This is a genomic window from Burkholderia arboris, from assembly GCF_038723655.1.
Classification (GTDB): Bacteria; Pseudomonadota; Gammaproteobacteria; order Burkholderiales; family Burkholderiaceae; genus Burkholderia; species Burkholderia arboris.
This window is the reverse complement of the sequence record NZ_CP109823.1, coordinates 59,451-82,584: the sequence shown is the minus strand read 5'-3', so window position 1 is coordinate 82,584 and position 23,134 is coordinate 59,451. Positions and strand designations below refer to the sequence as shown.

General features: G+C 67.8%; 24 protein-coding genes. 9 read left to right on the top strand and 15 right to left on the bottom strand.

The genetic code is table 11. The features are described 5' to 3' along the window. The first annotated feature begins 69 nt into the window (after positions 1-69). Positions 70-1,188: a hypothetical protein gene (locus tag OHZ10_RS33340; protein WP_342706307.1), complete on the top strand. Its 1,119-nt coding sequence runs from the start codon at positions 70-72 to the stop codon at positions 1,186-1,188. A 56-nt stretch (positions 1,189-1,244) separates the two neighbouring features. Here the strand turns inward: OHZ10_RS33340 and OHZ10_RS33335 are convergent, their stop codons facing one another. The 4 genes from OHZ10_RS33335 to OHZ10_RS33320 all read right to left on the bottom strand — a co-directional run bounded on the left by OHZ10_RS33335 (position 1,245) and on the right by OHZ10_RS33320 (position 3,066). Next, positions 1,245-1,670 (bottom strand): GNAT family N-acetyltransferase, encoded by a 426-nt coding sequence (locus tag OHZ10_RS33335; protein WP_340625956.1) that lies wholly within the window; start codon positions 1,668-1,670, stop codon positions 1,245-1,247. An 8-nt stretch (positions 1,671-1,678) separates the two neighbouring features. Next, complete coding sequence (locus OHZ10_RS33330; RefSeq protein WP_059241476.1) at positions 1,679-2,044, bottom strand: HrpB1 family type III secretion system apparatus protein; 366 nt, start codon at positions 2,042-2,044, stop codon at positions 1,679-1,681. Between the two features lie 28 nt (positions 2,045-2,072). Then, positions 2,073-2,246, bottom strand: coding sequence for a hypothetical protein (locus OHZ10_RS33325; protein WP_155627329.1), 174 nt, complete (start codon positions 2,244-2,246; stop codon positions 2,073-2,075). A 187-nt stretch (positions 2,247-2,433) separates the two neighbouring features. Continuing rightward, positions 2,434-3,066 (bottom strand): hypothetical protein, encoded by a 633-nt coding sequence (locus tag OHZ10_RS33320; RefSeq protein WP_155627328.1) that lies wholly within the window; start codon positions 3,064-3,066, stop codon positions 2,434-2,436. A 411-nt stretch (positions 3,067-3,477) separates the two neighbouring features. Between OHZ10_RS33320 and OHZ10_RS33315 the strand changes: the two genes are divergently transcribed. From OHZ10_RS33315 to OHZ10_RS33305, 3 genes are all read left to right on the top strand, one after another. Next, the gene (locus OHZ10_RS33315; RefSeq protein WP_081052154.1) at positions 3,478-3,927 is read left to right on the top strand and encodes an HrpB1 family type III secretion system apparatus protein; all 450 of its coding nucleotides are present in this window, start codon (positions 3,478-3,480) and stop codon (positions 3,925-3,927) included. A gap of 69 nt (positions 3,928-3,996) precedes the next feature. Beyond that, positions 3,997-4,626, top strand: coding sequence for a DUF3455 domain-containing protein (locus tag OHZ10_RS33310; RefSeq protein ID WP_174992403.1), 630 nt, complete (start codon positions 3,997-3,999; stop codon positions 4,624-4,626). Between the two features lie 402 nt (positions 4,627-5,028). Continuing rightward, complete coding sequence (locus OHZ10_RS33305; protein ID WP_226196035.1) at positions 5,029-5,814, top strand: response regulator transcription factor; 786 nt, start codon at positions 5,029-5,031, stop codon at positions 5,812-5,814. Here the strand turns inward: OHZ10_RS33305 and OHZ10_RS33300 are convergent. The 11 genes from OHZ10_RS33300 to OHZ10_RS33250 form a co-directional block, all read right to left on the bottom strand. Continuing rightward, a complete protein-coding gene (locus OHZ10_RS33300) occupies positions 5,811-6,875 on the bottom strand; it encodes a hypothetical protein (protein WP_342706306.1) in 1,065 nt (354 codons plus the stop codon). The genes OHZ10_RS33305 and OHZ10_RS33300 overlap by 4 nt on opposite strands. Before the next feature lie 138 nt (positions 6,876-7,013). Further along, the gene (sctC, locus tag OHZ10_RS33295) at positions 7,014-8,843 is read right to left on the bottom strand and encodes a type III secretion system outer membrane ring subunit SctC (protein WP_174992401.1); all 1,830 of its coding nucleotides are present in this window, start codon (positions 8,841-8,843) and stop codon (positions 7,014-7,016) included. A 61-nt stretch (positions 8,844-8,904) separates the two neighbouring features. Then, entirely contained in the window at positions 8,905-10,377 is a 1,473-nt protein-coding gene (locus tag OHZ10_RS33290; protein WP_059242445.1) for a helix-turn-helix transcriptional regulator, read from the bottom strand. A 215-nt stretch (positions 10,378-10,592) separates the two neighbouring features. Beyond that, positions 10,593-11,408, bottom strand: coding sequence for a type III secretion system export apparatus subunit SctT (sctT, locus tag OHZ10_RS33285; protein WP_342706305.1), 816 nt, complete (start codon positions 11,406-11,408; stop codon positions 10,593-10,595). Beyond that, a complete protein-coding gene (locus OHZ10_RS33280) occupies positions 11,405-11,902 on the bottom strand; it encodes a type III secretion protein (RefSeq protein ID WP_342706304.1) in 498 nt (165 codons plus the stop codon). Before OHZ10_RS33280 ends, sctT begins: the two co-directional genes overlap by 4 nt. Then, positions 11,902-13,317 (bottom strand): type III secretion system ATPase SctN, encoded by a 1,416-nt coding sequence (sctN, locus tag OHZ10_RS33275; protein WP_081052098.1) that lies wholly within the window; start codon positions 13,315-13,317, stop codon positions 11,902-11,904. The genes OHZ10_RS33280 and sctN overlap by 1 nt, the downstream gene beginning before the upstream one ends. Continuing rightward, positions 13,308-14,327 (bottom strand): type III secretion system stator protein SctL, encoded by a 1,020-nt coding sequence (gene sctL, locus OHZ10_RS33270; protein ID WP_342706303.1) that lies wholly within the window; start codon positions 14,325-14,327, stop codon positions 13,308-13,310. Before sctL ends, sctN begins: the two co-directional genes overlap by 10 nt. Beyond that, the gene (locus OHZ10_RS33265) at positions 14,312-15,079 is read right to left on the bottom strand and encodes a type III secretion protein HrpB4 (RefSeq protein WP_174992395.1); all 768 of its coding nucleotides are present in this window, start codon (positions 15,077-15,079) and stop codon (positions 14,312-14,314) included. Before OHZ10_RS33265 ends, sctL begins: the two co-directional genes overlap by 16 nt. 69 nt (positions 15,080-15,148) lie before the next feature. Continuing rightward, the gene (gene sctJ / locus OHZ10_RS33260; protein WP_155627374.1) at positions 15,149-15,910 is read right to left on the bottom strand and encodes a type III secretion system inner membrane ring lipoprotein SctJ; all 762 of its coding nucleotides are present in this window, start codon (positions 15,908-15,910) and stop codon (positions 15,149-15,151) included. 59 nt (positions 15,911-15,969) lie between these two features. Next, on the bottom strand, positions 15,970-16,359 hold the full coding sequence (locus OHZ10_RS33255) for a hypothetical protein (RefSeq protein WP_059241459.1): 390 nt from the start codon (positions 16,357-16,359) through the stop codon (positions 15,970-15,972). A gap of 48 nt (positions 16,360-16,407) precedes the next feature. After that, positions 16,408-17,001 (bottom strand): HrpB1 family type III secretion system apparatus protein, encoded by a 594-nt coding sequence (locus tag OHZ10_RS33250; protein ID WP_059241456.1) that lies wholly within the window; start codon positions 16,999-17,001, stop codon positions 16,408-16,410. A gap of 267 nt (positions 17,002-17,268) precedes the next feature. Between OHZ10_RS33250 and sctU the strand changes: the two genes are divergently transcribed. The 5 genes from sctU to sctR all read left to right on the top strand — a co-directional run bounded on the left by sctU (position 17,269) and on the right by sctR (position 23,123). Beyond that, positions 17,269-18,351: a type III secretion system export apparatus subunit SctU gene (gene sctU / locus OHZ10_RS33245; protein WP_256087803.1), complete on the top strand. Its 1,083-nt coding sequence runs from the start codon at positions 17,269-17,271 to the stop codon at positions 18,349-18,351. Positions 18,352-18,373: 22 nt separating this feature from the next. Then, on the top strand, positions 18,374-20,491 hold the full coding sequence (gene sctV / locus OHZ10_RS33240; RefSeq protein ID WP_340625950.1) for a type III secretion system export apparatus subunit SctV: 2,118 nt from the start codon (positions 18,374-18,376) through the stop codon (positions 20,489-20,491). Between the two features lie 6 nt (positions 20,492-20,497). Next, positions 20,498-21,094, top strand: coding sequence for a type III secretion system protein SctP (gene sctP, locus OHZ10_RS33235; RefSeq protein WP_059241453.1), 597 nt, complete (start codon positions 20,498-20,500; stop codon positions 21,092-21,094). A gap of 84 nt (positions 21,095-21,178) precedes the next feature. Then, positions 21,179-22,486 (top strand): type III secretion system cytoplasmic ring protein SctQ, encoded by a 1,308-nt coding sequence (gene sctQ, locus OHZ10_RS33230; protein WP_342706302.1) that lies wholly within the window; start codon positions 21,179-21,181, stop codon positions 22,484-22,486. Continuing rightward, the gene (gene sctR / locus OHZ10_RS33225) at positions 22,470-23,123 is read left to right on the top strand and encodes a type III secretion system export apparatus subunit SctR (RefSeq protein WP_059241449.1); all 654 of its coding nucleotides are present in this window, start codon (positions 22,470-22,472) and stop codon (positions 23,121-23,123) included. The genes sctQ and sctR overlap by 17 nt, the downstream gene beginning before the upstream one ends. The last annotated feature ends 11 nt before the right edge of the window (positions 23,124-23,134 follow it).

Below are 23,134 nucleotides of genomic sequence, written 5' to 3'. Positions count from 1 at the left end.
GCTGGACGTTCGGATTTCCGCACCGATGTTCGCGTGACGCGCGCAGCCTGCGTCGCGCCCGGCTAGTCTTTGAACCGTGCGCTGCATCTGGCGGGTACGCCGCTGCAGCGCGGCATCGACGCGTCCGGCGACCGAACGGCGAGGGGCGGCGTTCGGTGCGCAGACTTCGCTCACGGAGGCGTAATGATTTCGACCCGGTACCCCGATCCGGTTTCGATCGGCGCAACGTTTCGCAACGGCGAGACCGGCAAACCCGCCGACATTTCGTCCGTCATCAAGGCGATCCTGCAGGACATCGAGTCACTGCTTGCCACCGAGTCGGGCGGCTCGTCGCCGCCGATTCCCGAGGGCCAATACCGGCAGGCGTCGGTATCGCCGACGCCGGTCGACCTTCCCGTCAATTTCGCGCAGACGCAGACCGTGACGGACACGACGACATCTGCCGCCGCACCCGCGCCCGCCGAAAACCAGAAGCCGTGTGCCGCGTCTCCGGATCCCCGGATGGCGCCCTACGCCACACAGGCGCCGAACGACCAGACGAAGCGGCCGCCTGGCGACAACCGAACGGCCCAGCAGATCATCGACGACAACCCGCTGCTGAAAAACCTGGGCAACCAGGGGGGCATCAAGGACAACCTGAACAAGTTCGTCGGCGGCAACATGTACAACGATCCCGACCAGGCGTTCAAGGCGGCCGCGTTGCTCACGAACATCAAGAGTTCGGCAAACCGGAACGGCGACGCGCGCGATCCATCGCAGGTCGGCAACGGCAAGATCGACGGCTTCACGAAAGACGGCGACGCGCGTCACGGCACGGAAGCGGGACTGTTGCAGGACGTGGTCGGCGCCGGCGGGCATCCGGGAGGCGGCTGGGCCCACCTCGAGAAGACGGGGCACAAGCTCGACGAGACGAACGATTCCCACGTGAATCTCGACGGCACCAACAAGGACAATCTGCAGTGGGGGCTCGAGCAGGCCGGCAAGTATATCGGCGCCTTCTTCAAGGCCATCGGCAAGAGCGTCATCGACATCATCACGAAAGGCCGTCTCAATCCGGTATCGGCAATCCTCACGGTCATCAAGAACGTGGGCGTGTCGGAAGCCAAGACAGCGATCGAGAACAGCAACCTCGGAAAGGATGCGAAGCAGACGGCGGACAAGGTCTTCAGTGTGCTCGACAATATCTGATCGCACCACCGGATTGCCATGGCAATCCGTGAACGGTGCGATCGGGCAGGCGCCGGTCAGGGCCGCCGCGACGTGCGCGGCGTGATGCGAAAGACGATCCTGCCGTCGCTGGCCGGCACCCCGGTCCAGCCGTTGCGCGTCATGAATTCAAGGCAGACGCGATTGTCGGCTTCCACGACCCCCCATGCCTCCGGCGTCATGCGGAACAACCATTCGAGCGCGGGCTTCCAGAGAATGGCCCACCGCCCGTGGTAATCGGGCAGCACGGCCAGGTGCGCGTGATCGCGATCGAGGATGATGCCGCCGATCGCGTTGCCGTCGCAGACGAAACCGATGGACGGGCACCCGCTGTAGTGAGAGACGAACACGTCCTTGCTGACGAGCTGAAGCATGTCCTCCCTGCCTGCGGCGCGAAAGCAGGCAGCATCGGCCTCGTAAAAGACCGCCAGGTCCGCGCGGTCTGCCAGTCGGAATCGCTTCATCGCGCGGCTCAGACGCCGTGGGCCTGCCGTTCGATCTCGAGCAGGCCGCGCATGGTCTTGCGGATGTCGGGATCCTCGCTGTCCTGATGCTCGAGCGCATAGCCGTGCCACAGCGGATCGCCGAGTGCGTGCAGGCAAAGCGCCTTCAGATCCGGGCGGTCGTTCTCATGCAACCCGTTGACGAGATGCAGTGCATCCTGCGGGCGGCCGCGCCGGATCGCGATGGCGACCGGAAATATCACCTGGGACCGGGCGGCGGGATGCGCGACGCACAGCCGTTCCAGCAAACTCTCGGCTTCGTCGAAGCGATCCTCCATGATGCTGTCGATCAACGCACGTCCCAGCCGGGACACCTCTTCATGGTCGGGTTGCATGAGCGTCCTTTTCAGGGAATTGAATCGTTCAGGAAGACGAATCCTTGCTGGCGGAAGGCTGAGGTTCCAGCGCCTTCAGACCGCCCCCCAGCAGGCTATGAATCAGCGCGTCGACCGGCGACGAGCCGCCGCCTCCTTCCTGGCCACCGATCCCGCCGATGGCTCCGATCACTTTCGATCCGATTTCTGCAATTGCGCCCATGTGACTCTCCTGATTCCAGTGTGATGCCTGATTGATGCGAACTCTGGCGGTATCTCGCTCTGCCAGATCGCAATGAAAAGACTAGGGCCCGGCGACATGCCGGGCACCCGCGGATCCGAAACGGCGTATGGCAAAGCGAACGTGTGCAGGCGCGTTGCCGGTGTGACTGGCTTCCCCGCGGGTCCGGTCAGAAATCGGCCTTCTGGTTCAGGTCGCCGACGCTCATGGTGAACTGCGACGGCGAGAAGACCGCGTTGCCGCCGGGGCCCTTCTTCGGGGCGAATTCGTCGGGAACGCCGAGCATGTTTCGGCCGCCCGTCATGAGCCGTTCGATTTCCTTTCCCGCACCGGAGTTGAACGAGAGCTGGCGGGTCTGCGGATCGTAACGGCCGACGGAATTGCCGCTGCCGTTGAACAGATTCCCGTTCTGGTCCATCTTGAGGTGCAGTGCCTCCCCGCCGGCCGGCGAGTTGAATTTGACGTCGCGCAGCCCCTGCCCCTGGCTTTGCCCGAAGTCGTCGCCCGGTACCTCGCTCCCGTAGTCGCCACCGGTCTGGAAGTTGTTCCCGTTCATGGCGCCGTCACGCTGCGGCATCCCGTTCCCGTAGTTGCCGCCCATGCTGTCGTCGACGCCGCCCGTGTTGCCGTCTGCGCCGCCGTTCATGCCGAGCATGTCGGTGATCAGTTTCTCGATGTCCTGTTTCAGCTTCCGCAGGAGCCCGATACCCCCCATGTTCCCGCCATTGGACATGCCTTGCGGCGACTGGGTCGATGAACAGCCGAAGAGTGAGCTCAGACAACCTGAAGTAATGTCGTTCATGTGTTTGCTCCCGGTGAAAAGTGTGGATCGCCAAGACGGATCGGGCGCGCGCTCGCGTACGGTCCGATCCACCGTCAGACTATGGGCAGGCATCCGCGAACCGGATGAGCGGTGCGAAGCCGCGTCACGCGAACCGAATCGGCCAGCCTTCCGGCGACGCGCCCGGCGGCGCCCGACGACGTATCGACGTGCGCGCTGCGTGACCGGCGCCCCGTCGCGACGCGCAGCGCAACCGTTCATCGCCGCGCAACATTCGTCGCCCCATTCAGCGCTTCGCGCACGCCGGAGGGCGCGCCCGCGGCATCGCCGACAATCCCGTTGCCGTCATGGCTGCGCGATCGGCGCATCGACGCGCCCCGTTCGTCCGCCGGATCCGGCTGCGACGCTCACTACGTCTTCGGAGCACACCTCATGTCGAACCCGCAAATCGTGTCGAATATCCTGCTGACGATGTTTTCCTGGGGCGTGCGCTGCGGTTCGCGTGCCGAGCTCGAGGAGATGCTGCCGGCGTTGCGCGTGCTGCACCCGCACGGCACGACCGGCGACATCTGCGAAGCGCGGCTCGAGATCGGCTCGTCGAACTGGCTCGCAGCGTCGCAAGTGCTGCGGCAGATCGACGAGCGCGGCGACGGCGGGCCGATTTCCTGGGCATTGCAGAGCTGGTGCCTGTACATGCTCGGCGATATCGAATGGCAGCGGTGCGCCCGCGCGGTGCTGGCGAACGGCCACCCGACCGCGATCGCGATCGTCGACCGCTTTCTCGCAGCGGCGAGCGACGATCAGCCGGCCGGCTACCGGAGCACCGACGCGTACACCCGGGTGATGGAAGCGCTGAGCTCGAACCGCGTGCAGGCCGCCTGATTCACGGCAGGCACGAACCGAATGTTCCCGCCCCCGTCCTCACGCTTCATCGAATCGCGAGCAACACGCATGCTGGCGTCGGCGATCGCGCTGGTCACGCTCGCGGCCTGCGCGTCTGCCCCGGTCCTGCCGGCCGATGACGATCTGCCGGCCATGCTGCGGGCCGGCCCGGCCCAGCATCTCGACCAGGTGTTGACCGCACGCGGCCAGACCGTTTATGAATGCCGTCGCGACGGCGCGGTGCGCCTGTGGGCGCGTGAAGGCGATCTCGCGACGCTGGTCGACCGGCAGCGCCAGAGCGTCGGCACCGTCGCACCGGGCGGCTACTTCACGGCCTACGACAGCAGCTACGTCGTCGTCCGCACGGACGCGGTCGCGCAGGTCACGGCCGGCACCCCCGTCTGGACACGCTACGTCGCGCGTCACCGGCCGGGCAGCGCGACGCGCACCGGGCGCTTCACGCGTACGTCGATCATCCAGCAGGTCGACACCCGCGGCGGCCTGCCGTCGGATGCGCTGTGCGATCGCGAAGGCAGCACGCTGCTGGTGCCCTATGGGGCGACCTATCTGATCTACAGCGCATCCGCCGTCGCCACATCGAATGCGCCGGCGCGATCCGGTCGCATCGGCGCGATGCCGCCGCCGTGGCATGCGCCCGCTGGACCGGCAAACGGGACGGTACCGATTCCAGACCACTGACCAATCCTCAATCAAAGTCACCCGTGACTTTACGGCCTGTAAGATTTCTCGGAAGTCCTTGCGGCACAAGGCCCGCACGGCCGATTCGTCTGACATTTTGTTCGTCAATCGAGCAATTGACCAAATATTGGGTGTTGCTAAAAACCGGGAATCGTCGCGCAATATCGCCCAATACGACCCAATTGTTCCGATCATTTTTTCAAGAAACGCACGGCTTCCGTCCTCGCCGCGTCATTCTGGCGGTTATTTAACAAAATGTTACGCATCTAGCGAGGGCCTCCCCCTACCTTTCGTGGGCCGGGACGGACGCGGTCGTACCCTCCCGGGCATCCAAGTAAAAGAGAGAGAGATGTCTTCGCGAGGTGCCCATTGAAACTGGCAATCTATACCCACGATTCGGCGTTGTTTCATCTGATTCAAACCTGCCTGGTCGGCGATAACGTGATCTGCACGCGCTATCGCGAGGACGTCGATCTGGCGCGTGCGTTGCATCGGGAGGAGTTCAGCGCGATCGTGTTCGACGCGTCTGCGGGCATGGACGCGTCCCATCCGGTCCTGGCACGGCGTGCGTGTTTCGGCGACCGGCGCGCGCCGCTGATCGCGATCGGCGATTTCTTCGCGCACGACCGGGCGATCGCCGCGTTGAGCGCAGGCGCCGACGACATCGTGCTGAAGCCGGTCGACCCGCGCGAGCTGCGCCTGCGCGTCCTGCTCGCGGTGCATCGATTCACCGGCGGCCCCGCGGAATCCGGCAAGCCGCAACCGGCCGGCGACGAGATCGGCATGGGCATCTACCGGTTGAGCCGCCGCAACGGCAGCGTGGAAATGAACGGCAAGGGCGTACGCCTGACCACCCGCGAATTTGCGATCGCGTGGGTGCTGTTCTCGCAGCAGGGCAACTACGTGACACGGCGCGCGATCGCCGCGACCGTGTGGGGCAGTTCCGAGGAAATCGTCGGACGCACGCTCGAGCAGCACATCTACAAGCTGCGCAAGAAGTTGCTGCTCGACGGCGCATGCGGCATCGTCCTGCGAACGATGTACGCGCACGGCTACCGGATCGAGCGGGTCGTCGAGCGGGTCATGGAACAGGTCGTCGAGCCGGCCAAGGCGCGGTTGCTCCGTACGCCCGCGGCCTCGCCGTCCCGGCTGCTGACGAGCGATAGCGAGGCCGCGTGCAATACCTAGGCGGCGGGCGGCGTCAGCATGGCCAGACGCTGGCGGGCGGCGTCGATGCCGGCGGGGTCGATGTTCGACTCGATCTTGTCGAGCGAATCGTTCAACAGGGTACCGACCGCCTGCCGGTCGTCCGGCGCCAGCCGGCTCGATGCATCGACGATCGCATTGAATGGAGACTGCCAGTCGCCGCCCTCCGACGCCATCAGGAAGAGCTTCGAATGGTTCGCGAGCCGTTCGACGATCGGCTTGAGTTGGGCCGGCGCCATGCCGTCGGTACTGTTCGCGAGCGTGATCGTGTTCGTTCGTGCATCGCGAAGCGAGTCGGCGCTCACCGGATCGGGACTTCGGAAAGTGGCCTCGGTCAGCGCGATCAGGATGCGGCTCCGGTACTCCGGCGGGAAAGCGCGCGCCGCGGCGAGAGCGCGATCGAAAACGGCTTGCTGGGCGCCTCTCGGCAAAGCGTTCACGATGGACGCTGCCGCGTAGTACACACCAGCCTCTGCAAGCTCGGGCGGCCGCATCTGGCTGAAACCCGCGATGTATTGCCCGAATTGCGCCGCAAGTTGTTCCGGCGGCATGCCGGCGCGTTGTTCCGGCGGCATGTCGACGATGTGCTTCAGGGCCACGTACATTCGCTCGCCGATCACGAAGAACAGCGGCTGCCGTTCGCCCGCGTGCGACCGACGGATGGCCGGCTTCCCCTCCCCGACCACTTCCGCGGCGACGCGCGAAGTCAACCGGTGCAGGCCCGCAAGATCCGACGTGTCGTCAATCTCCTTCCGCAACGAAGCGAATGCCCGGACTTCGCCGCCCAACCGCTCATGCAGTGTGCGCGCGGTTCGCGACAATCTGGACAGGTCCGCCATCGGCAACTGGCCGGCAATCGCCTGGTGGATCTCGGCCGGCAGACCGGCAAGGTTCGCCTTGTACCTGGTCAGGCCGCCAAGCGGCCCGTGCGGCGACGCATGGGTTGCGCCGCCGGACTTCACACGCTGATCGGCCTCGCTCCCGTCGTCAACCTGTGACGGGAGAATCGGCGGCGAAGACTTCGAATCGACAGAGGTCGGCATGGCTGGGAATCAACACGGCGGTTGGCATACCGGATTGGATCATGCAGGGAGCAAGCCGAAGCGGCAGCACGCGAGCGAATGTCCCGGATCGCGCAATCGCGGGGCGGCCGCGCGTGCCGCCCCGCCCGGCGCCGGCCGTCAGAACTCGATCAGCCGCGGCGACAGCAGCACCAGCCGTTCCATGTGACTGTGCTGGTTCTCGCGATAGCGGAACAGGCCGCCGAGCAGCGGGATCTTCGACAGCACCGGAATGCCGCTCTCGCCGTTCGACGTATTGTCCACGCGATAGCCGGCGATCAGCAGGCTTTCTCCCTGCGACACGACCGCCTCGGTGTTGATCGTGCTGGTCGTGATGACCGGAATGTTGTCGACCTTCTGCGGTGTCGTCATGCCGTCCTCGACGTGGACCTGCAGCTTGATCTGGGTCTTCCCGTCCTCGTCGACGACCATCGGCAGCACGCGCAGCGACGTGCCCGTCGAAATCGCATACAGGTCGCCCGACGTATACCCCTGCACGCGGACATAGAAGCGCTTCTTGTTGTCCATCACGGCTTCGACGTTGTCCAGCGTCGCGACCTTCGGGCTGGCATCGATCTTCGCGAGATTGCTGTCCTCGAGCGCGTTGACGCGCGCCATCAGGTAACGCCCGGCGTCGCCGAGCACGGCGGTCAGCGACAGGCCGGCCGGTGTCGCGTTCAGCAGCGTGCCGCCACTCGAATCGGTGCCGGTGAAGACGGGGTTCAACTGCCCGTTCGCATAGCTGTTGGCCGAGGTCGAGCCGGTGCCGGTCTGGATGTCGATGTGGCTGTTGTGCGCACGCCAGTCGACACCGAGCTGCCGCAGCGCCGTATCGTCGATCTCGATGATGTGCGCTTCGATCTCGACCAACCGCCGCCGCACGTCGAGCTGATCGATCAGCGGTCGATACTGGCCGATCCGCTGCGGCAGGTCGCGGATCAACACGGAGTTCGTGCGCGGATCGGCCTTGATCACCGGCAGCATGCCGGCGCCGGCCGGCACCGCGCCCGTGCCGCCGCCGGCGTTCGCATAACCGCCGTCCGCCGTGCGGCCCTGCGCCGGCGGCTGCGCACCGAACTGCGGTGCACTGCCCGCTCCGCGCCCGAAGAAGGCCGGCAACGGCGGGTTGACCCCGCCGCCGCCGGCGCCGCTGAACGGCGAGCCGCCGCCGGTACCGCCTGCCGCGTCGGTCATCGGCGTCTGGCGTTCCATGCCGGGCGTCATCGCGCTCGCGCCGAGCCCCGGGTTCCCGTTCGCATCGTCCCCGCCCGCGTGATACATGTCGGCCAGCACGCGCGCGACGCCCGGCACCGTGACGGTCTTGCCGTCGATCACGACGTCGTGGTCGGCCGCCCAGCCGTGTTTCAGCGGGAAGATCCGCACTTCGGTGCCAACCCGCCGGTTCGCGTTCTGATCGAGGCGCGACGCGAGATTGTCGACCAGCGCGACGTACTGGCTCGGGCCGGTGACCAGCGCCGCGCCCATCGACGGGTCGTAGACCACCGGGAAACGCTTGTTCTCGAGCCCCATCTGCGCGAGCGTCGAACGCAGCTCCCGCGTGCCGGCGAAGTCGAGATGAATCACGCGGCGCGTCACGTCGCTGGCGCTGCTGATCGACAGCACGCTGCCGTCATAGAACCAGACGAAGCCGAACGTCGATGCCAGCGTGTCGAGAAAGCGCCGCGGCGACATGTCGAAGCGTCCCGATACCGCGCCATGCACGTCGCCGGCCACCGACGCGACGACCCCCTGGCTCGCTGCGAAATCCCGCAGCACGTCTTTCAGGTCCTTGCCTTCCACCTGGATATGCACGGCCGACGTGCGGAACGGCACGTCGGCCGCCATCGCGGGGCGCGCGCCATCGCCGATGGCGAGCGAAAGGACCAGGCACAGCTTGAGGCTGGCGGCGAAGCGCCGTCCCCACGGATTGCGACGCGAAGTGACTGTCATGTGGATTGCCGTCTGATTTGAAGGTGATCGGGCCCGCACGGATGGCATGGCCTCGGTGGATTCAGCGCTTGAGCGTGTCCGACGGCGCTTCGTCGAACTGGCGCCGGTACCCGTTGACCAGCGTCGAGCGGCTTTGCACCCCCCAACGCGCTGCGGCAAACAGTACGCTCGGCGTGCCGAGCACGGTGTCGCTTTCGAGTTCCGCGCGAATCCGCTCCATGCGCTTCTGACGGATGATTTCGGTCGGCGTCGAGCCGAGGCTGTTCTTGAACGCGCTCTGCAACGCACGCTCGGTCACGCCGATCTCGGCCGCCACCTCGCGCACCGACAGATCGCTGCGTTCGAGGTTTTCCATCAGGTAGCGATAGGCGCGCCGGTACTTCGCCGGCAATCGCGCGCCGACATCGTCGAGCTGCTCGGCGACGCGCTTCGCCCGATGCGCGAACGGCGCGAGCACCGCCGACGCGTCGCGCAGGCACTGCATCGCGACGAGGGCATAACGGCTGTACAGCTGCGCGGCATCGGCGTCGCGCCCTTGCGCGGCGCGCGTCTTCGCGAGGCAGTACAGCGACTCCAGTTTCCAGCGGCCTTGCGCGGCGCGCCGGTCGGCGGCGAGCGGCGCAAGCATGGTTTCCGCGAGCTGCGGCGCACCGCCGGCGAGGCTCGCGAACGCGATCTCGATCCGCACCGCGTACTGATACGCATAGAGGCCGTTCGCCATCGCCCAGTTCAGATGCGCAACCGCGGCCGGCGACGCTTCGCGCTGTCCGGCGGCAAGACGCTGCAGGTGATCCAGGTAATCGATCCGGCTGCGCAGCAACGGCGAGCGCACGCGAGCGGCGAGCGCTGAAAACGGCCCGGCATCGGGCACGTGCGTGCGCTTCCCGGCTGCCGGCCGCGCCGCCAGGCCCGACTGCCAGAACACGTGATCGGAAAGCTGCGCCGCGGTGCGCAGCGCATTCTGCACGCCGAGGTCGTAACGCAGCGTATCGATCAGCTCGCGCCACACCGGCAGCTGCGGCAACGCGGCTCGACCGCTCGCGGTCTGCTCATCGAGCATGACCTCGAGTTCGACGAGCAGCCCTTCGGCCTCGTGCAACTGCCCCAGTTCGAGCAGCACGCACAGTGCGCCGAAGCGCCCTTCCATCGACTGGCGCGGTTCGAGCCTCGGATCGTCGACGATGGACATGAAGCACGACATCGCGGTGCCGAGCCGGTGACGGAAAAACGCCTGCCAGCCGGCATTGCGGCACGATGCGATGCGCAGGTCGCGGCGGGACGAGCGGATCATCTTCTGCGCTTCCCGGTACGAATCCTCCGCATCCTCGTCGATGCCGAGCATGGTTTGCAGATCGGCCTGGATCTGCATGCAGCCCGATGCACCGCTCTCGTCGTGATCGCATTGCTCGGCGCAGCGGCTCGTGTACGACATCGTCTCCGCGATCCTGCCGTCGAGCAGCATGTCGAGATGGTCGGGCTGCGCGTCGTGACAGGCGAGCACCGAGACAAGCGGAAAATAGAGGCTTGAAAACATATCGGACTCCATATCGGTTTATCGTGAGCATCGACCTGAAACGATGATCGACACCCGCCGCCGGCGTGCCGCGCGCGCCCGTTCATGCGGGACGTCGTGCAGCGTGACAGCGCCATGGAAGTAATGTAGACGAGGAAGATTTGTTGAACATTCAACAAACCTAACGCCGCGATCCGATTTGAGGAGTGTTGAAATTCCGGCGCGTTGCGGAGGATCTAGCGGGCAGCCGGGCCTGCTCCGTGCGCGACGGCGCGCATCTGGCTGGCGAACAGGCGCAGATCGAGCTGATCGTGGATCTGGTTGACGAAAATGCCGCAGAACAGCGCGAGTATCAGCACCGCGACCGCGCCCTTGATCGGCTGGCTGAGCGCGCTGAGCTCGAGCTTTTGCGCGGACTTGGATGCCAGGTTGGCGCCCAGGTCGATCAGCACCATCACGAACACCATCGGCGCGGCGAGCTTGGCGATCATCTGCATCAGCGTATCCGTCTGGTGCATCGCGAACATCTCGAGGAAATTCATGTCGACGGGCGTCTGCGCGGCTACCGGCCACCAGCGGTACGACTCGTACAACGCCTGCAACAGGAATTCCATGCCGCCGAGCGACCAGAAGGCAACGATCGCGACCTGACTGAGCAGCGTGCCCGACGGCGTCGATTTTTCCGAGCGCATCGGGTTGGTCAGCTGCGCGTTGTTGTAGCCGCTGAGGTTGTCGAGATAGGTGCCGGCGGCGTCCGCGACCCAGAACACCGTCGCGGCGGCAAACCCGAGCACGGTGCCGATCAGCGCTTCGCGCACGGCGACCACGATCAGCCCCGTGCCGGCGAGCGATCCGGCGAACCCGGCCGGCTGCGCAACGGCGACGTAGAGGCTGAAGATCAGCGCGACGCCGTTGCGCAACGGCCCCTGCAGGATGCCGTCGGCGGTCGGCGGAAACAGCGTCAGGATCACGAGCAGACGGATCGAGCACACGCCCAGCACCGTCAGGTCCTGGACCAGTTGCGGGCCGATCTGCAGAAACTGGTCGTTCATGCGCGGCCGCGGCGCGCCAGCGCCAGTTCTTCCGCCGCTTCGTCCTCGGCGTCGAGCTCGATCCGGTCGAGCGACCGTTCGAGCTGCGTCGTGCGCGTGCGGCACAGGTCGATGCGGCCGCGGTTCTGCGCGATCGCGCGGCGGGCCTGCGCGACCTGTTCGTCCTTCGCGGCCATCGCGTCGCAATGCGTGTCGAGTTCCGCCTGCGTGGCCCGCGCCTGCGTTTCGATCACTTCGAGGTAGCGGCGGCAGCCGTCGAAATCGTCGATCGCGAACGGCGCCGTGCCGGTCATCATGCCGGCGATCCGCGCGCGCTGCTGCGCGGCGATCGCGTCGAGTTCCGCGAGGCGGGCCATCGTGCGCTCGACGCGCGCCTGCAGTTCCGCGTGCTCGCGCCGGTGTGCGTCGAGCGCGCCGCGCAGCTCGGGCTCCATGCGCTCGCGACGCGCGCCCGCGCGCTTGAGCGCGGCGATCCGGCGCGAGATCGTGCGCATCAGTACGCGCCGCCGGCGCGGGGCTGCGCGAGTTGCATCATCGCCATTTCCGTATCGGCGGGGTCCGCATAGTGATCCGTGGGCTGCGACAGGAACGCATGGATCGCGTCGATCTTCGCAATGGCTTCGTCGGACAGCGGATTCGAGCCGGGCTGGTATTCGCCGACCTGCAACAGCATCTCGACGTCGCGGTACCGGGCCATCAATTCGCGCAGCCGGGTCGACGCCGCGAGATAGCCGGGCGCGACGACTTGCGGCATCACGCGCGACAGGCTGCCCAGCACGTCGATGGCCGGATAGCGATTCTTCGCCGCGATTTCGCGCGACAGGATCAGGTGGCCGTCGAGCACGCCGCGCACTTCCTCGGCGATCGGGTCGCTGCCCGTCTCGTCTTCCGCGAGCACCGTGTACAGCGCGGTGATCGAGCCGGTTTCCCCCATGCCGGCGCGTTCGAGCAGGCGCGGCAGCTCGGCGAAGATCGACGGCGGAAAGCCGCGCCGCGCGGGCGGCTCGCCGGCGGCGAGACCGATTTCGCGACCGGCGCGCGCGAACCGCGTCAACGAGTCCATCATCAGCAACACGCGCTTGCCCTCGTCGCGAAAATGCTCGGCGATCGCGGTCGCGACATAGGCGGCTTTCGCGCGCTCGATGGACGAGCGGTCGGACGTCGCGCAGACCACCACCGAGCGCGCCATGCCGTGCGGGCCGAGAATCAGCTCGACGAACTCGCGGACTTCGCGCCCGCGTTCGCCGATCAGCGCGATCACGTTGATGTCGCACTGCGCGCCGCGCGCGAGCATGCCGAGCAGCGTGCTCTTGCCGACGCCCGCCGGCGCGAAGATGCCGATCCGCTGGCCTTCCGCGAAGGTCGTCATCGCGTCGATCACGCGTACGCCGGTCGGCATCGTGTCCTCGATCATGCGGCGCGTCATCGGGCTCGGCGGATCCGCGAAGATCGGCCGCGCCGGCGCGTCGTCCATGCCGAGCGGGCCGAGCCCGTCGATCGGCTCGCCGAGACTGTCGATCACGCGCCCGAGCAGGCCGTCGCCCACTTTGACGGAAAGCGGCCGGCCGAGCCCCACGACGCGCGTCGATCGCGAGATTTGCGCGAGCCGCGCGAACGGCGACACGAGCGCATGGTCGCGCGTGAAGCCGATCACTTCGCCGTGCTGCAGCAGCGCGCCGTCCGGCGTGCGCAGTTCGCACAGCTCGCCGAGCTGCAGGTCGAGGCCCGCGACCTTGATGAGCGTGCCGATCACCTCCGTGATCTTGCCGCTTTGATGCACGCGCACGCTCGCGCGCAGTTCCCGCTCGATCGCATCGGTCAGGTCGCGCAGCCGCGTGTCCCGCACGGGGGCGATGCGCTTGCCGGCGGTGTGGGCCGTCGCCTCTTCGGGCAGGTCGGTCAGCGCCATGTGCCCGCCTCTTCCGCTTGCGCGCCGGCGCTCGCGGCCGGCGCCGGATCGTCCGCGCCGCCCGTTACCGGCATACCGACCGCGTCCGGCATTGCGCCATCACCATCGCCGTCGCCGTTGCCGTCGCCGTTGCCGTCGCCGTTGCCGTCGCCGTTGCCGTTGCCGTTGCCGTTGCCGTTGCCGTTGCCGTTGCCGTTGCCGTTGCCGTTGCCGTTGCCGTTGCCGTCATCGTCGTTGCGGTCGTCGTACGCGGCAACCGGATCGTCACCGGTAGGGCCGCCGGCGTCCTGCACGGATGCCTTCAGCGCCCGGGCGATGGCCGCGCGCATCGTCCGCAACTGGGTCGACACGCTTGCGTCGATCAGGCCGACGTCGGATTCGCACAGACAACTGCCGCGTGCGAGCCGCCGATCCGCGGCCACGGTGACCGGCAATGGCCGCCCGAGTTCGCGCCAGCGGCTCGCGAGCCCGTCGAACGCGGCACGCGCATCGTCGAGATCGTCCGGATGAACCGCGATGTGCAGGCAGGTCGAGCCTTCGACGATCCGGTCGACGGCCGACAGCGCCCGCTCGAACAGCGCGCTCGCGCCTTCGCTGCGCACGATCTGCTCAACCGCGACGGCGACGATCTCGGCCATGCGGGCGCGCATCCGCTCCTGCGCCGCCCGCGCGTCGCTGCCTGCCTGGGCGACGTTGACGAGCCAGTCCGCCGCGCCGCGCGCGGTGCCTTCCTCGAAACCGCGCTGCGCGGCCGATGCGAACTCCGCGCGTGCGGCGTCCCGCAACGCGTCCGCGTCGGCACGGCCGGCCGCGACGATGCGCCGGGCCTCTTCGCGCGCGGCATCCAGCTCGGCGCGCGCATCCTCGCCGGCCTGCCGGTAGGCCGTTTCGATGTCGACCAGCGTGCCGAACGTTTCACGCGGCAGGATGTCGCCCTGCGCACCGAACCGCGGGTACGACTCTTCCGCTGACGGATCGGCCTGTCGCGGCTTGCTCAGCCAGATAACCATGCGTACTCCGGCAACAGATGAGGGAGTTCGGCAAACAGCGCGTCGGTGCCGTGCCGGTCGAGGTCGGCCGGAATCCGGTCGACCCAGTGAGGGGACGCGCCCGCGGCGCGCAACGCGTGGGCGTCGGCCGGCAGTGCGAGACGCAGCAACGGGCACGGCGAATGCGCATGACCCAGGTCGCGCCGGATCAGCGCATGCCCTTCCAGCGCGAGCGCATCGCCATCGACTGCCGTGACGGGCGGAACCGGCACGCGCCCGGCCATCTGTTCGATGTCGGGAATCGCGTGCCGTTTGCCCGGCTGCTCGGCGATCAGCCGGTCGAGCGCGAGTCCCGACCATTCGGCGACGCGCGCACGCATGCGCTTGTCGACGATCCGCCGGATCTCGCCGCGCCGGAACCGCAGCGCGCGAATGCGCAACACGCGCAAGCCGGTCGCCGGCGGCAACGCGTCGACGCGCAGCGCGCCCGGACCGACGACGGCCCGGATGTCCGGCAGCGGCAGCCCGACGCAGCGCAGCAGCGCCAGCGAACAGGCATCGACGCGCATACGCAGGCGGATCGCAGCGCCGCTGCCCGCATCCGCTGAGCCGTCGGGCGCGGCCAACGCGCGCGCCAACCCATCGGCCGCGGCCGCGTCGATACCGAGCGCACCGGCCAGCCACGACGGATGCGCCCATTGCAGCGCGCTCCGCGCGTTGCGCTGCCACGCCGCCAGCGCGGCCGCGGCCATTCGATACGAGAGATCGGTCATCGCATTCATCGACAAGACAGGATCACGACCGGGCACACCCCGTCGCGCACGGCGGCCGGCACGTCACGGTCACGCCTGCGAACCGCGCTTGCGGCGCAGCGACGCGAAGCCGGCGATCCGGTCGCCCAGCACGTCGGCGGCCGGCTTGAGCCGCTGCTTCAGCACGCGGTGCCGCATGGCCGCCGCCGCGCCGCCGATCGCCAGCAGCAGCACGGCGCCGCCCGCAGCGAGCCAGCGCAGCGGATGCGCCTGCGCAGGCGTCGCGGCCGCGATTTCCACCGGCTCGGCCGCGACTGCGGTCACGCTCACCTGGTCGTACGACAGCCCTTCGACGCTGTGCACGACGAGGTTCTTGATCTGCGGCACGAGCGCGTCGATATCGGATTCCGGCCGGTACTTGATGAACACCGCCGCCGATGACGGTTTCACCTGCTGGGCCAGCGGATCGTTGTTCGGCAGCACGATCTGCACGCGCGCGAACATCACGCCGTCGATGTGCGACAACGTGGCCGACAGCTCCTGCGACAACCCGTAGATGAAGCGCACGCGCTCCTCGGTCGGCGTGGACACCAGGCCTTCCTTCTTGAACAGGTTGCCGAGATCGTCGAACTTGCTGCGCGGCAGGCCGCGCATCCTGAGGATCTGCATCGCGCGCACCATGTCGCTGCTTTCGACCTGCAGCACGTAGGTCTTGCCGCCGTCCGCGCTCGCCTTGTCCGCGCTCACGCCGCGCTCCAGCAGCGCGACCGCCATCTCGTTGACGTCCTGCTCGCTGAGGTTCGCGTACAGCTCCTTCTTGCACGACGCCAGCAGCGCGCAGCCGGCCACCATCAGGGCAATGCCGGCCCGCCGCGCCGCGTCGCGCTTCCATCCTGTCCGGCGCGTCATGGCTACTGGTTCTTCATCAGCGTTTCGGCCGACGACCGGGACGACGACACCACGCTCATCTTCGCCTGGAAGTCGAACTGCACGCGGTACATCTCCATTGCCGCATCGGCCGATTCGGCGAGCACCTGCTTCACGTCCATGTGGGCGCTCTGCTCCGAAAACTGGCTGACGCGGTCCATCGCATGCTGCGCGGCCGCGTCGTGCGTGGTCAGCATCTGGGCGATCACGCTGCCGCCGTCGGCGCCGTCGTGATGCGTGCCGGGTGGAACCAGGTGCGGCTGGTTCATCAGCGCCTGGAATTTTGCCGCGGCGCCGGCGCTGGCCGCGTCGCCGCCCTGCGCGATATCGGTCAATGCCGCGTCGATCATCTGGCTTGCGATGGCTTGGCTCATTCACCCTCCTCGTTCTGCGATGTGGAACGCCGCCGGGGGCGGCATCGGTCAGGCGCGCAGGTAATTCAGCTGCGGGCCGGCTGCGGGCGGCGCGGCCCGGCTGTCGTCCTGCCGTGCCGGGTCGGCGTGCACGGCGACCGGGGACGGCTGGCACGACTCCGGAATCCGGAATTCGCCGCCGCGGTAGTCGCGTATCGCGTGGTTCAGGTCCTCGCGCGCCTCGAGTGCGCGTATCAGCTGCAGCGCCTCGCGGTTCGGCTTCGACTCGAGCGCGCCATGCGCCCATTGGCGCCAGCCCGGCTCGCCCGTCGACGCGAGGCAATAGGCCATCATCGCCTTTGCGTAGACGAAATCCGGCGCCAGATCGATCACCGTGCTCAGTGCGTGCTCCGCGTCGGTCCAGCGTCCGTGCACGATGTGCAGCACGCCGTCGAGCATGCCGATCTCCGCCACGGCCGGGCGGAACACGCGCAGCGCATCCAGCACGAGCTCGGCATCAAGCGTGTCGCCGGCTGCCTTCGGAAAATGGGCGAACAGCGCGGCGGATACGGTATCGATCAGGCCGCACACGACGTCGTGGCTGCATTGCAGATAGTCGGGAAGCGCGTTCGCGGAAGACGGCGCAGGCTGGCTGTTGAGCATGACGTTGACTCTCCATGGATACGGGCATCCGCCGTTGCGGCAGACGCGTGGCGTTGCCGACGGACCATCCCACCATAGCAACGGGGTGCCGCGTGGCCGGCGGACGACGCGAAGCGCTCCGTGCGCAAACGAAGCCGGATGCGCATTCCGCCGGCCCGGCCCGGCCGCCGCAGCCCGCTTCGTTTGCGCACGGAGCGCTTCGTGCCTGCCCGGCAGCCCGGCGGGCCGGCCTCTATGATCGACGCAGGATCCCGACCCAGGCCCGCGATGAGCGACGAGAAAACCGAACAGCCAACCGACAAGAAGCTGCGCGACGCGCGCCGCGACGGCGAGGTGTCGAAAAGCAGCGACCTGATCGACGGCGCGCTGCTCGCCACCGGCGCGATCGTGCTGCTCGCGTGCGGCGACATGATCGTCGACGCCACGCGCTCGTCGCTGCATATCGCGCTTGGCTTCGTGTCGTCCGGCCACGACATGGTCACGCTGGCGGTCGCATTGCAGCAGATGGGCGCCCGGCTGGCCGGCGCCGTGCTGGTGCCGGTCGCGGCCGCGCTCGTGGCCGCCGTGGTGGCGCTGGCGCCGCAGGTCGGCTTCCAGGTGTCGATGAAGCCGGTTGCGTTCAAGCTCAGCGCGGTCAGCCCGGTGGCCGGCATCAAGAAGATCTTTTCGGTGCGGACGCTGATCGATCTGCTGAAGATGATCGTCAAGGGCCTGATCGTGTCGTTCGTGATGTGGCGCACCATCGACGCGGTCATGCCGATGGTGGCCGGTTCGCTGTACCAGCCGCTGCCGCAACTGTCGCGGCTGCTCGCCGTCATCGTGCTGAAGCTGTTCGGCGTGGCCGCGCTGGTGTTCATCATCATGGGCGCGGCGGACGTGAAACTGCAGCGCTGGCTGTTCATCCGCAGCAAGAAGATGAGCAAGGACGAGGTCAAGCGCCAGCACAAGCAGGACGAAGGCGACCCGGTCATCAAGGGCGAGCGCCGCCGGATCGCCCGCGAACTGTCGAACGGCCCGGCGCGGCCGAAGGTTGGCGCGGCGAGCGTGATGGTCGTCAACCCGACCCACTATGCGGTCGCCGTGCGCTATGCGCCCGACGAAAACCCGCTGCCCGTGATCATCGCGAAAGGCTTCGACGCACAGGCCGCGCGCCTGCGCCGGGAAGCGCAGCTGGCCGACGTGCCGATCGTCGGCAACCCGCCCGTTGCGCGCGCGCTCTACAAGGTCGAGCTGGGCGCGCCGATTCCCGAGGAACTGTTCGAGACGGTCGCCGTGATCCTGCGCTGGGTCGAATCGCTCGGCACCGCCCGCGGCCGGCCCGATGCGGGCGCCCGCGCCGACGCGCACTGATCCACGCAACCGGTTACGTCACATGGCTACCCTGCTCAAGTCGCTGAAACTGCCCGCCGGCGGAGAAATCGCGCTGCTCGCGCTGATCGTCGCGATGATCTCGCTGATGATCCTGCCGCTGCCCACGCTGCTGATCGACATCCTGCTGAGCCTCAACCTCGCGATCAGCGCGACCCTGCTGATGATCACGCTGTACGTGCCGAGCATCGTGTCGCTGTCCGCGTTTCCGACGCTGCTGCTGTTCACGACGCTGTACCGCCTGTCGCTGAACATCGCGTCGACCAAGTCGATCCTGCTGCACGCGGAGGCCGGCGACATCATCGACAGCTTCGGCCAGCTGGTGGTCGGCGGCAACCTGGTCGTCGGGATCGTCGTGTTCGTGATCATCACGGTCGTGCAGTTCATCGTGATCGCGAAGGGTTCCGAACGGGTTGCCGAAGTGGGCGCGCGGTTCACGCTCGACGCGTTGCCCGGCAAGCAGATGAGCATCGACGCCGACCTGCGCGCGAACAACCTGACGCCCGACGAAGCGCGTCACAAGCGCGCGACGCTCGCGCTCGAAAGCGCGCTGCATGGCGGGATGGACGGTGCGATGAAGTTCGTCAAGGGCGATGCGATTGCCGGGTTGATCATCACGGTCGTCAACATCGTGGCCGGCCTCGCGGTCGGCGTCGCGTATCACGGGATGACCGCGGGCGAAGCGGCCAACCGTTTCTCGATCCTGTCGATCGGCGACGCGATGGTGTCGCAGATCCCGTCGCTGCTGCTGTCGGTCGCGGCCGGCGTGATGATCACGCGCGTGTCGGACGAGCGCGAAGGCAAATCGCTGTCGCTCGGCGCCGAGATCGGCCGGCAACTCGCGGCCAGCCCGCGCGCGCTGGCGTTCGCGTCGCTGTTGCTGCTCGCTTTCGCGGCGGTGCCGGGCTTTCCGTGGCCGCTGTTCCTGCTGCTGTCGGGCGCGCTCGGCTTCGCCGCATACCGGCTCGGCAAGCGCAAGCCGTCGCGCGGCGCGTCCGTCGACGAACCGCTCGGCTCGATGCAGCGGGCCGGCGCGAAAACGGTCTCGCCCGCGATCCTGCCGCAGGCGCCCGCGTTCGCCGCGCCGCTCGGCGTGCGCATTTCCGCCGACCTGGTCGTGCGCATCAACCAGCCGGCGCTCGACCGCGCGTTCGAAGCCGAGCGCGCGCTGTTGCAGGAGGAACTCGGGTTGCCGTTTCCCGGCATCACGATCTGGGTGTCGGACCGCGTGCCGCCGTCGAGCTGCGAATTCCTGATGCACGACGTGCCGCAACTGTCGCTCGACCTGCCGGCCGGCAAGGTGATGCTGCCCGATCTCGGCGCGGCGGCCGCGCGCGGACCGGAACCCGGCGATCCGCAGACCGTGGACAACGAAGCCGCCAGCGCGATGATCGCGCAATGCGACGTCGGCATGCCGCTCGTCGCGAACGGCCCGCAAACCTACTGGATCGACGAAAAGTCGGTGCCCGCGAAGACCCGCGTATGGCGCGCGGAGCAGCTGATCGCGCATGCGTCGGTCGCGTTGCTGCGGCAGCATGCGGCGTTGTTCGTCGGCGTCCAGGAGGTGCAGTACATCTTCGACCAGATGGGTGGCGAATACCCGGGGCTCGTGGCCGAAGTGCAGAAGGTGCTGCCGCCGCAGCGGATCGCCGACGTGCTCCGGCGCCTGCTCGAGGAGCAGGTGTCGATCCGCAACGCCCGCAACATCATGGAAAGCCTGATCGCATGGGGGCCGAAGGAAAAGGACATGCTGATGCTCACGGAATACGTGCGCGGCGACCTGTCGCGCTTCCTCGCGCATCGTGCCGCCAACGGCGCGAAGCAGTTGCCGGCCGTGCTGTTCGACATGCCGGTCGAGCAGCATATTCGCCAGGCGATCAAGCAGACGCCGACCGGCAACTATCTGGCGCTGCCGCCGGAAGAAGCGAAGTTCCTGGTCGACAGCATCCAGTCCTTCGTCGGCCCGGTGCCGCGCACGGGCGTTGCGCTGGTGACGTCGATGGATATCCGGCGCTACGTGCGGCGCATGATCGAAGCGCAGCTCGGCTGGCTGCCGGTCTACTCGTATCAGGAGCTGGGCTCGCATGTCGATCTGCAGCCGCTCGGCCGCGTGATGCTGTAACGCGCGATGTCCAGGATCCACCGTCCCGCCCGGATCATCCCGCCCGCGACCGACCCTGTCGACGCGCCGGGTGCGCGCCGCGCGCGCCGCTTCGATTACGCGGCGCTGCTGCGCCGGCGTGCCGTGCCGCGCGTGGGCGGCGCGGCATCCGAAGACGACGGGCACGATGCGTACGACGCACCGGATTCCGGTGCCGACGAGGATACCCGCGGCGATGCGCCAGGCGATGCGCGCGCAGGCGCCTCGCTGGCCGAGCGGATCGGCGCGGCCAGCGCGCCGGTCGTCGACGCCGTCTACCGGCAACAGAACCGGTTCATCGAATTGACCGCGCATATCGCGCGCGAGATCGCCGAGTTCTGCGCGAACCGGACGATCGCGCAATCGGGCAGCTGGGATGTGTGCCTGCCGCTCGACCCGGCGGTGCTGCCGGACACGACGCTGTACCTGTCGCTTTCGCCTCTCTGTCTGCAGCTTCGTTTCGACGCGCAAGACCCGTCGAGCAGACAGCTACTCTGGCAACACAGTCGCCTCCTGGATCGCGAACTGACCGGACTCCTCGACGCATGGGGCGAACCGCGGCAGATCGAGATCGTCATCGGGTGACGCGACATGAAGCGCGGCTCGTTTGCGGCACATCTGCAGACGAACACTCCGACACCGCCTGAACGGACAACCCTCGATCGCATCGTGCTCGACGAAACGGCATTGCTGAATGACGGCATCACCGGCGGCGCTTCGCAGCGGCCGCCCGCCCTTGCCGCAACCGACGCCCGTGCGCCGGCGCTGCCCGCCGATGCGCTTGCACGCGGCCTGTCGCGGATCACGCCGGCCGCCGCGCAAGCGAGCCGGGTGCTGTTCGACGCGCGTGTCGACGCGCTGGTCGCGCAATTCGGCGGCGTTACCGGATGGCGGCTGACACCCGCGCCGCGGGCGGCCGATCCGGACACGCATCGCGACGAACCGGGCCGGATCGTTCTCGCCCATGTCACGGGAAGCCTCGCGGTCGATGTCGATCTGGCGCGCTATCCGGCATTGCAGGCGCTCGCGTCCGATTCGCGCGGGTCGGCCGCCGGCACGGTCCAGGCGCTGCGGCAATCGATCGCCGGCGTGCTGCTGGCGCCACTCACGGAGCGTCTGCTCGAAACCGGTATCGGCACGTGCCGGGTCGCCGACGTGCTGCGAACCGGCGGCGCGGCCGCCGCGCGGCACGGCCAGCAGCACGCCGGCCGCAACGCGCCCGGCACCGGCACCGATGCCGATCGACTCGTCGCCGAGGTGGCCGTCACGGTCGACGGATACCGTCACGACGCGACGCTGCACATCGGCGCGGCGACGCTCGCGCTGCTCGAACGGCGTCTGTCGTCGATGCAGGCGGGCCGCTCCTCCGACGCTCCGGCGCAGGACGCGCCGCATGCGCGACCGGGCTCCACCTGCGGCCTCCATCCGCTGCTGCGCATCCCGGGCCGCATCACGATCGGCGCGCGCCGCATCGCGATCGCCGCGCTCGAGGCGCTGCGCCCCGGCGACGTATTGCTGCGCACGATGCCGACGCATGTCGAAACCGCGCTGGCCCGGGGCGACACATTTCTCGCGCGCGCCGCGTGGGGGACGCCGGGGCTGACCCGGCTTTGCACCGGCGTCGAAATCGACGGCAGCCGGCTTGTCATCAGCGAGGACCCCGTCATGACCGACGATCTGCACTACCCCGACGACGCGCACCCGCCGCTCGCCGACGATTTCCAGGACGACCCCGTCGACATCGGCGAGCTGGACCTGCCCGTGCAGTTCGAACTCGACAGCGTCGCGCTGCCGCTCGCGCAACTGTCGTCGCTGCGGCCGGGCTACGTGATCGAGCTCGATACGCGCGTGTCCGACGCACAGATCAGGCTGGTGGCCCACGGACAGACGATCGGTCATGGCGAGCTGATCGCGGTTGCCGATCGTCTCGGCGTTCGAATCCTGCGGATGGCGCACGGCGATGGTTCAGTACAGTGACCTCACCGGGCTGCTGCTCGTCGTCATCGCGATCACCATCGTGCCGTTCATCGCGATGGTCGTCACCTGCTACATGAAGATCGTGGTGGTGCTCGGGCTGTTGCGCAACGCACTCGGCGTGCAGCAGGTGCCGCCGAACATGGTGCTCAACGGCATCGCGATCCTGGTGTCCGCGTATGTGCTGGCGCCGGTCGCGATCGCCGCGTCGCGCAACCTGCCGAGCGACCCGGTCGCGGGCGCATCGAGTTCGCAGGCGGTGATGCAGGCGTTCAGCGCCGCGCGCGAACCGTTCCGCAAATTCCTCGAAGCCCACGCGCACGAGCGCGAGCGGCGCTTCTTCGTCCGGTCGGCGGCGATGGTCTGGCCGAAGGATGTCGCGAGCGAACTGAAGGACACCGACCTGTTCGTGCTGGCGCCCGCGTTCACGCTCACCGAGCTCACGGAAGCGTTCAAGATTGGCTTCCTGCTTTACGTGGCGTTCATCGTGGTCGACCTGATCATCGCCAACGTGCTGCTCGCGATGGGGTTGAACCAGGTGCAGCCGACCAACGTCGCGATTCCGTTCAAGCTGCTGCTGTTCGTCGTGATGGATGGCTGGTCGACCCTGATCCACGGCCTCGTGCTGACCTACCGGTAGCGCGCCGCAAT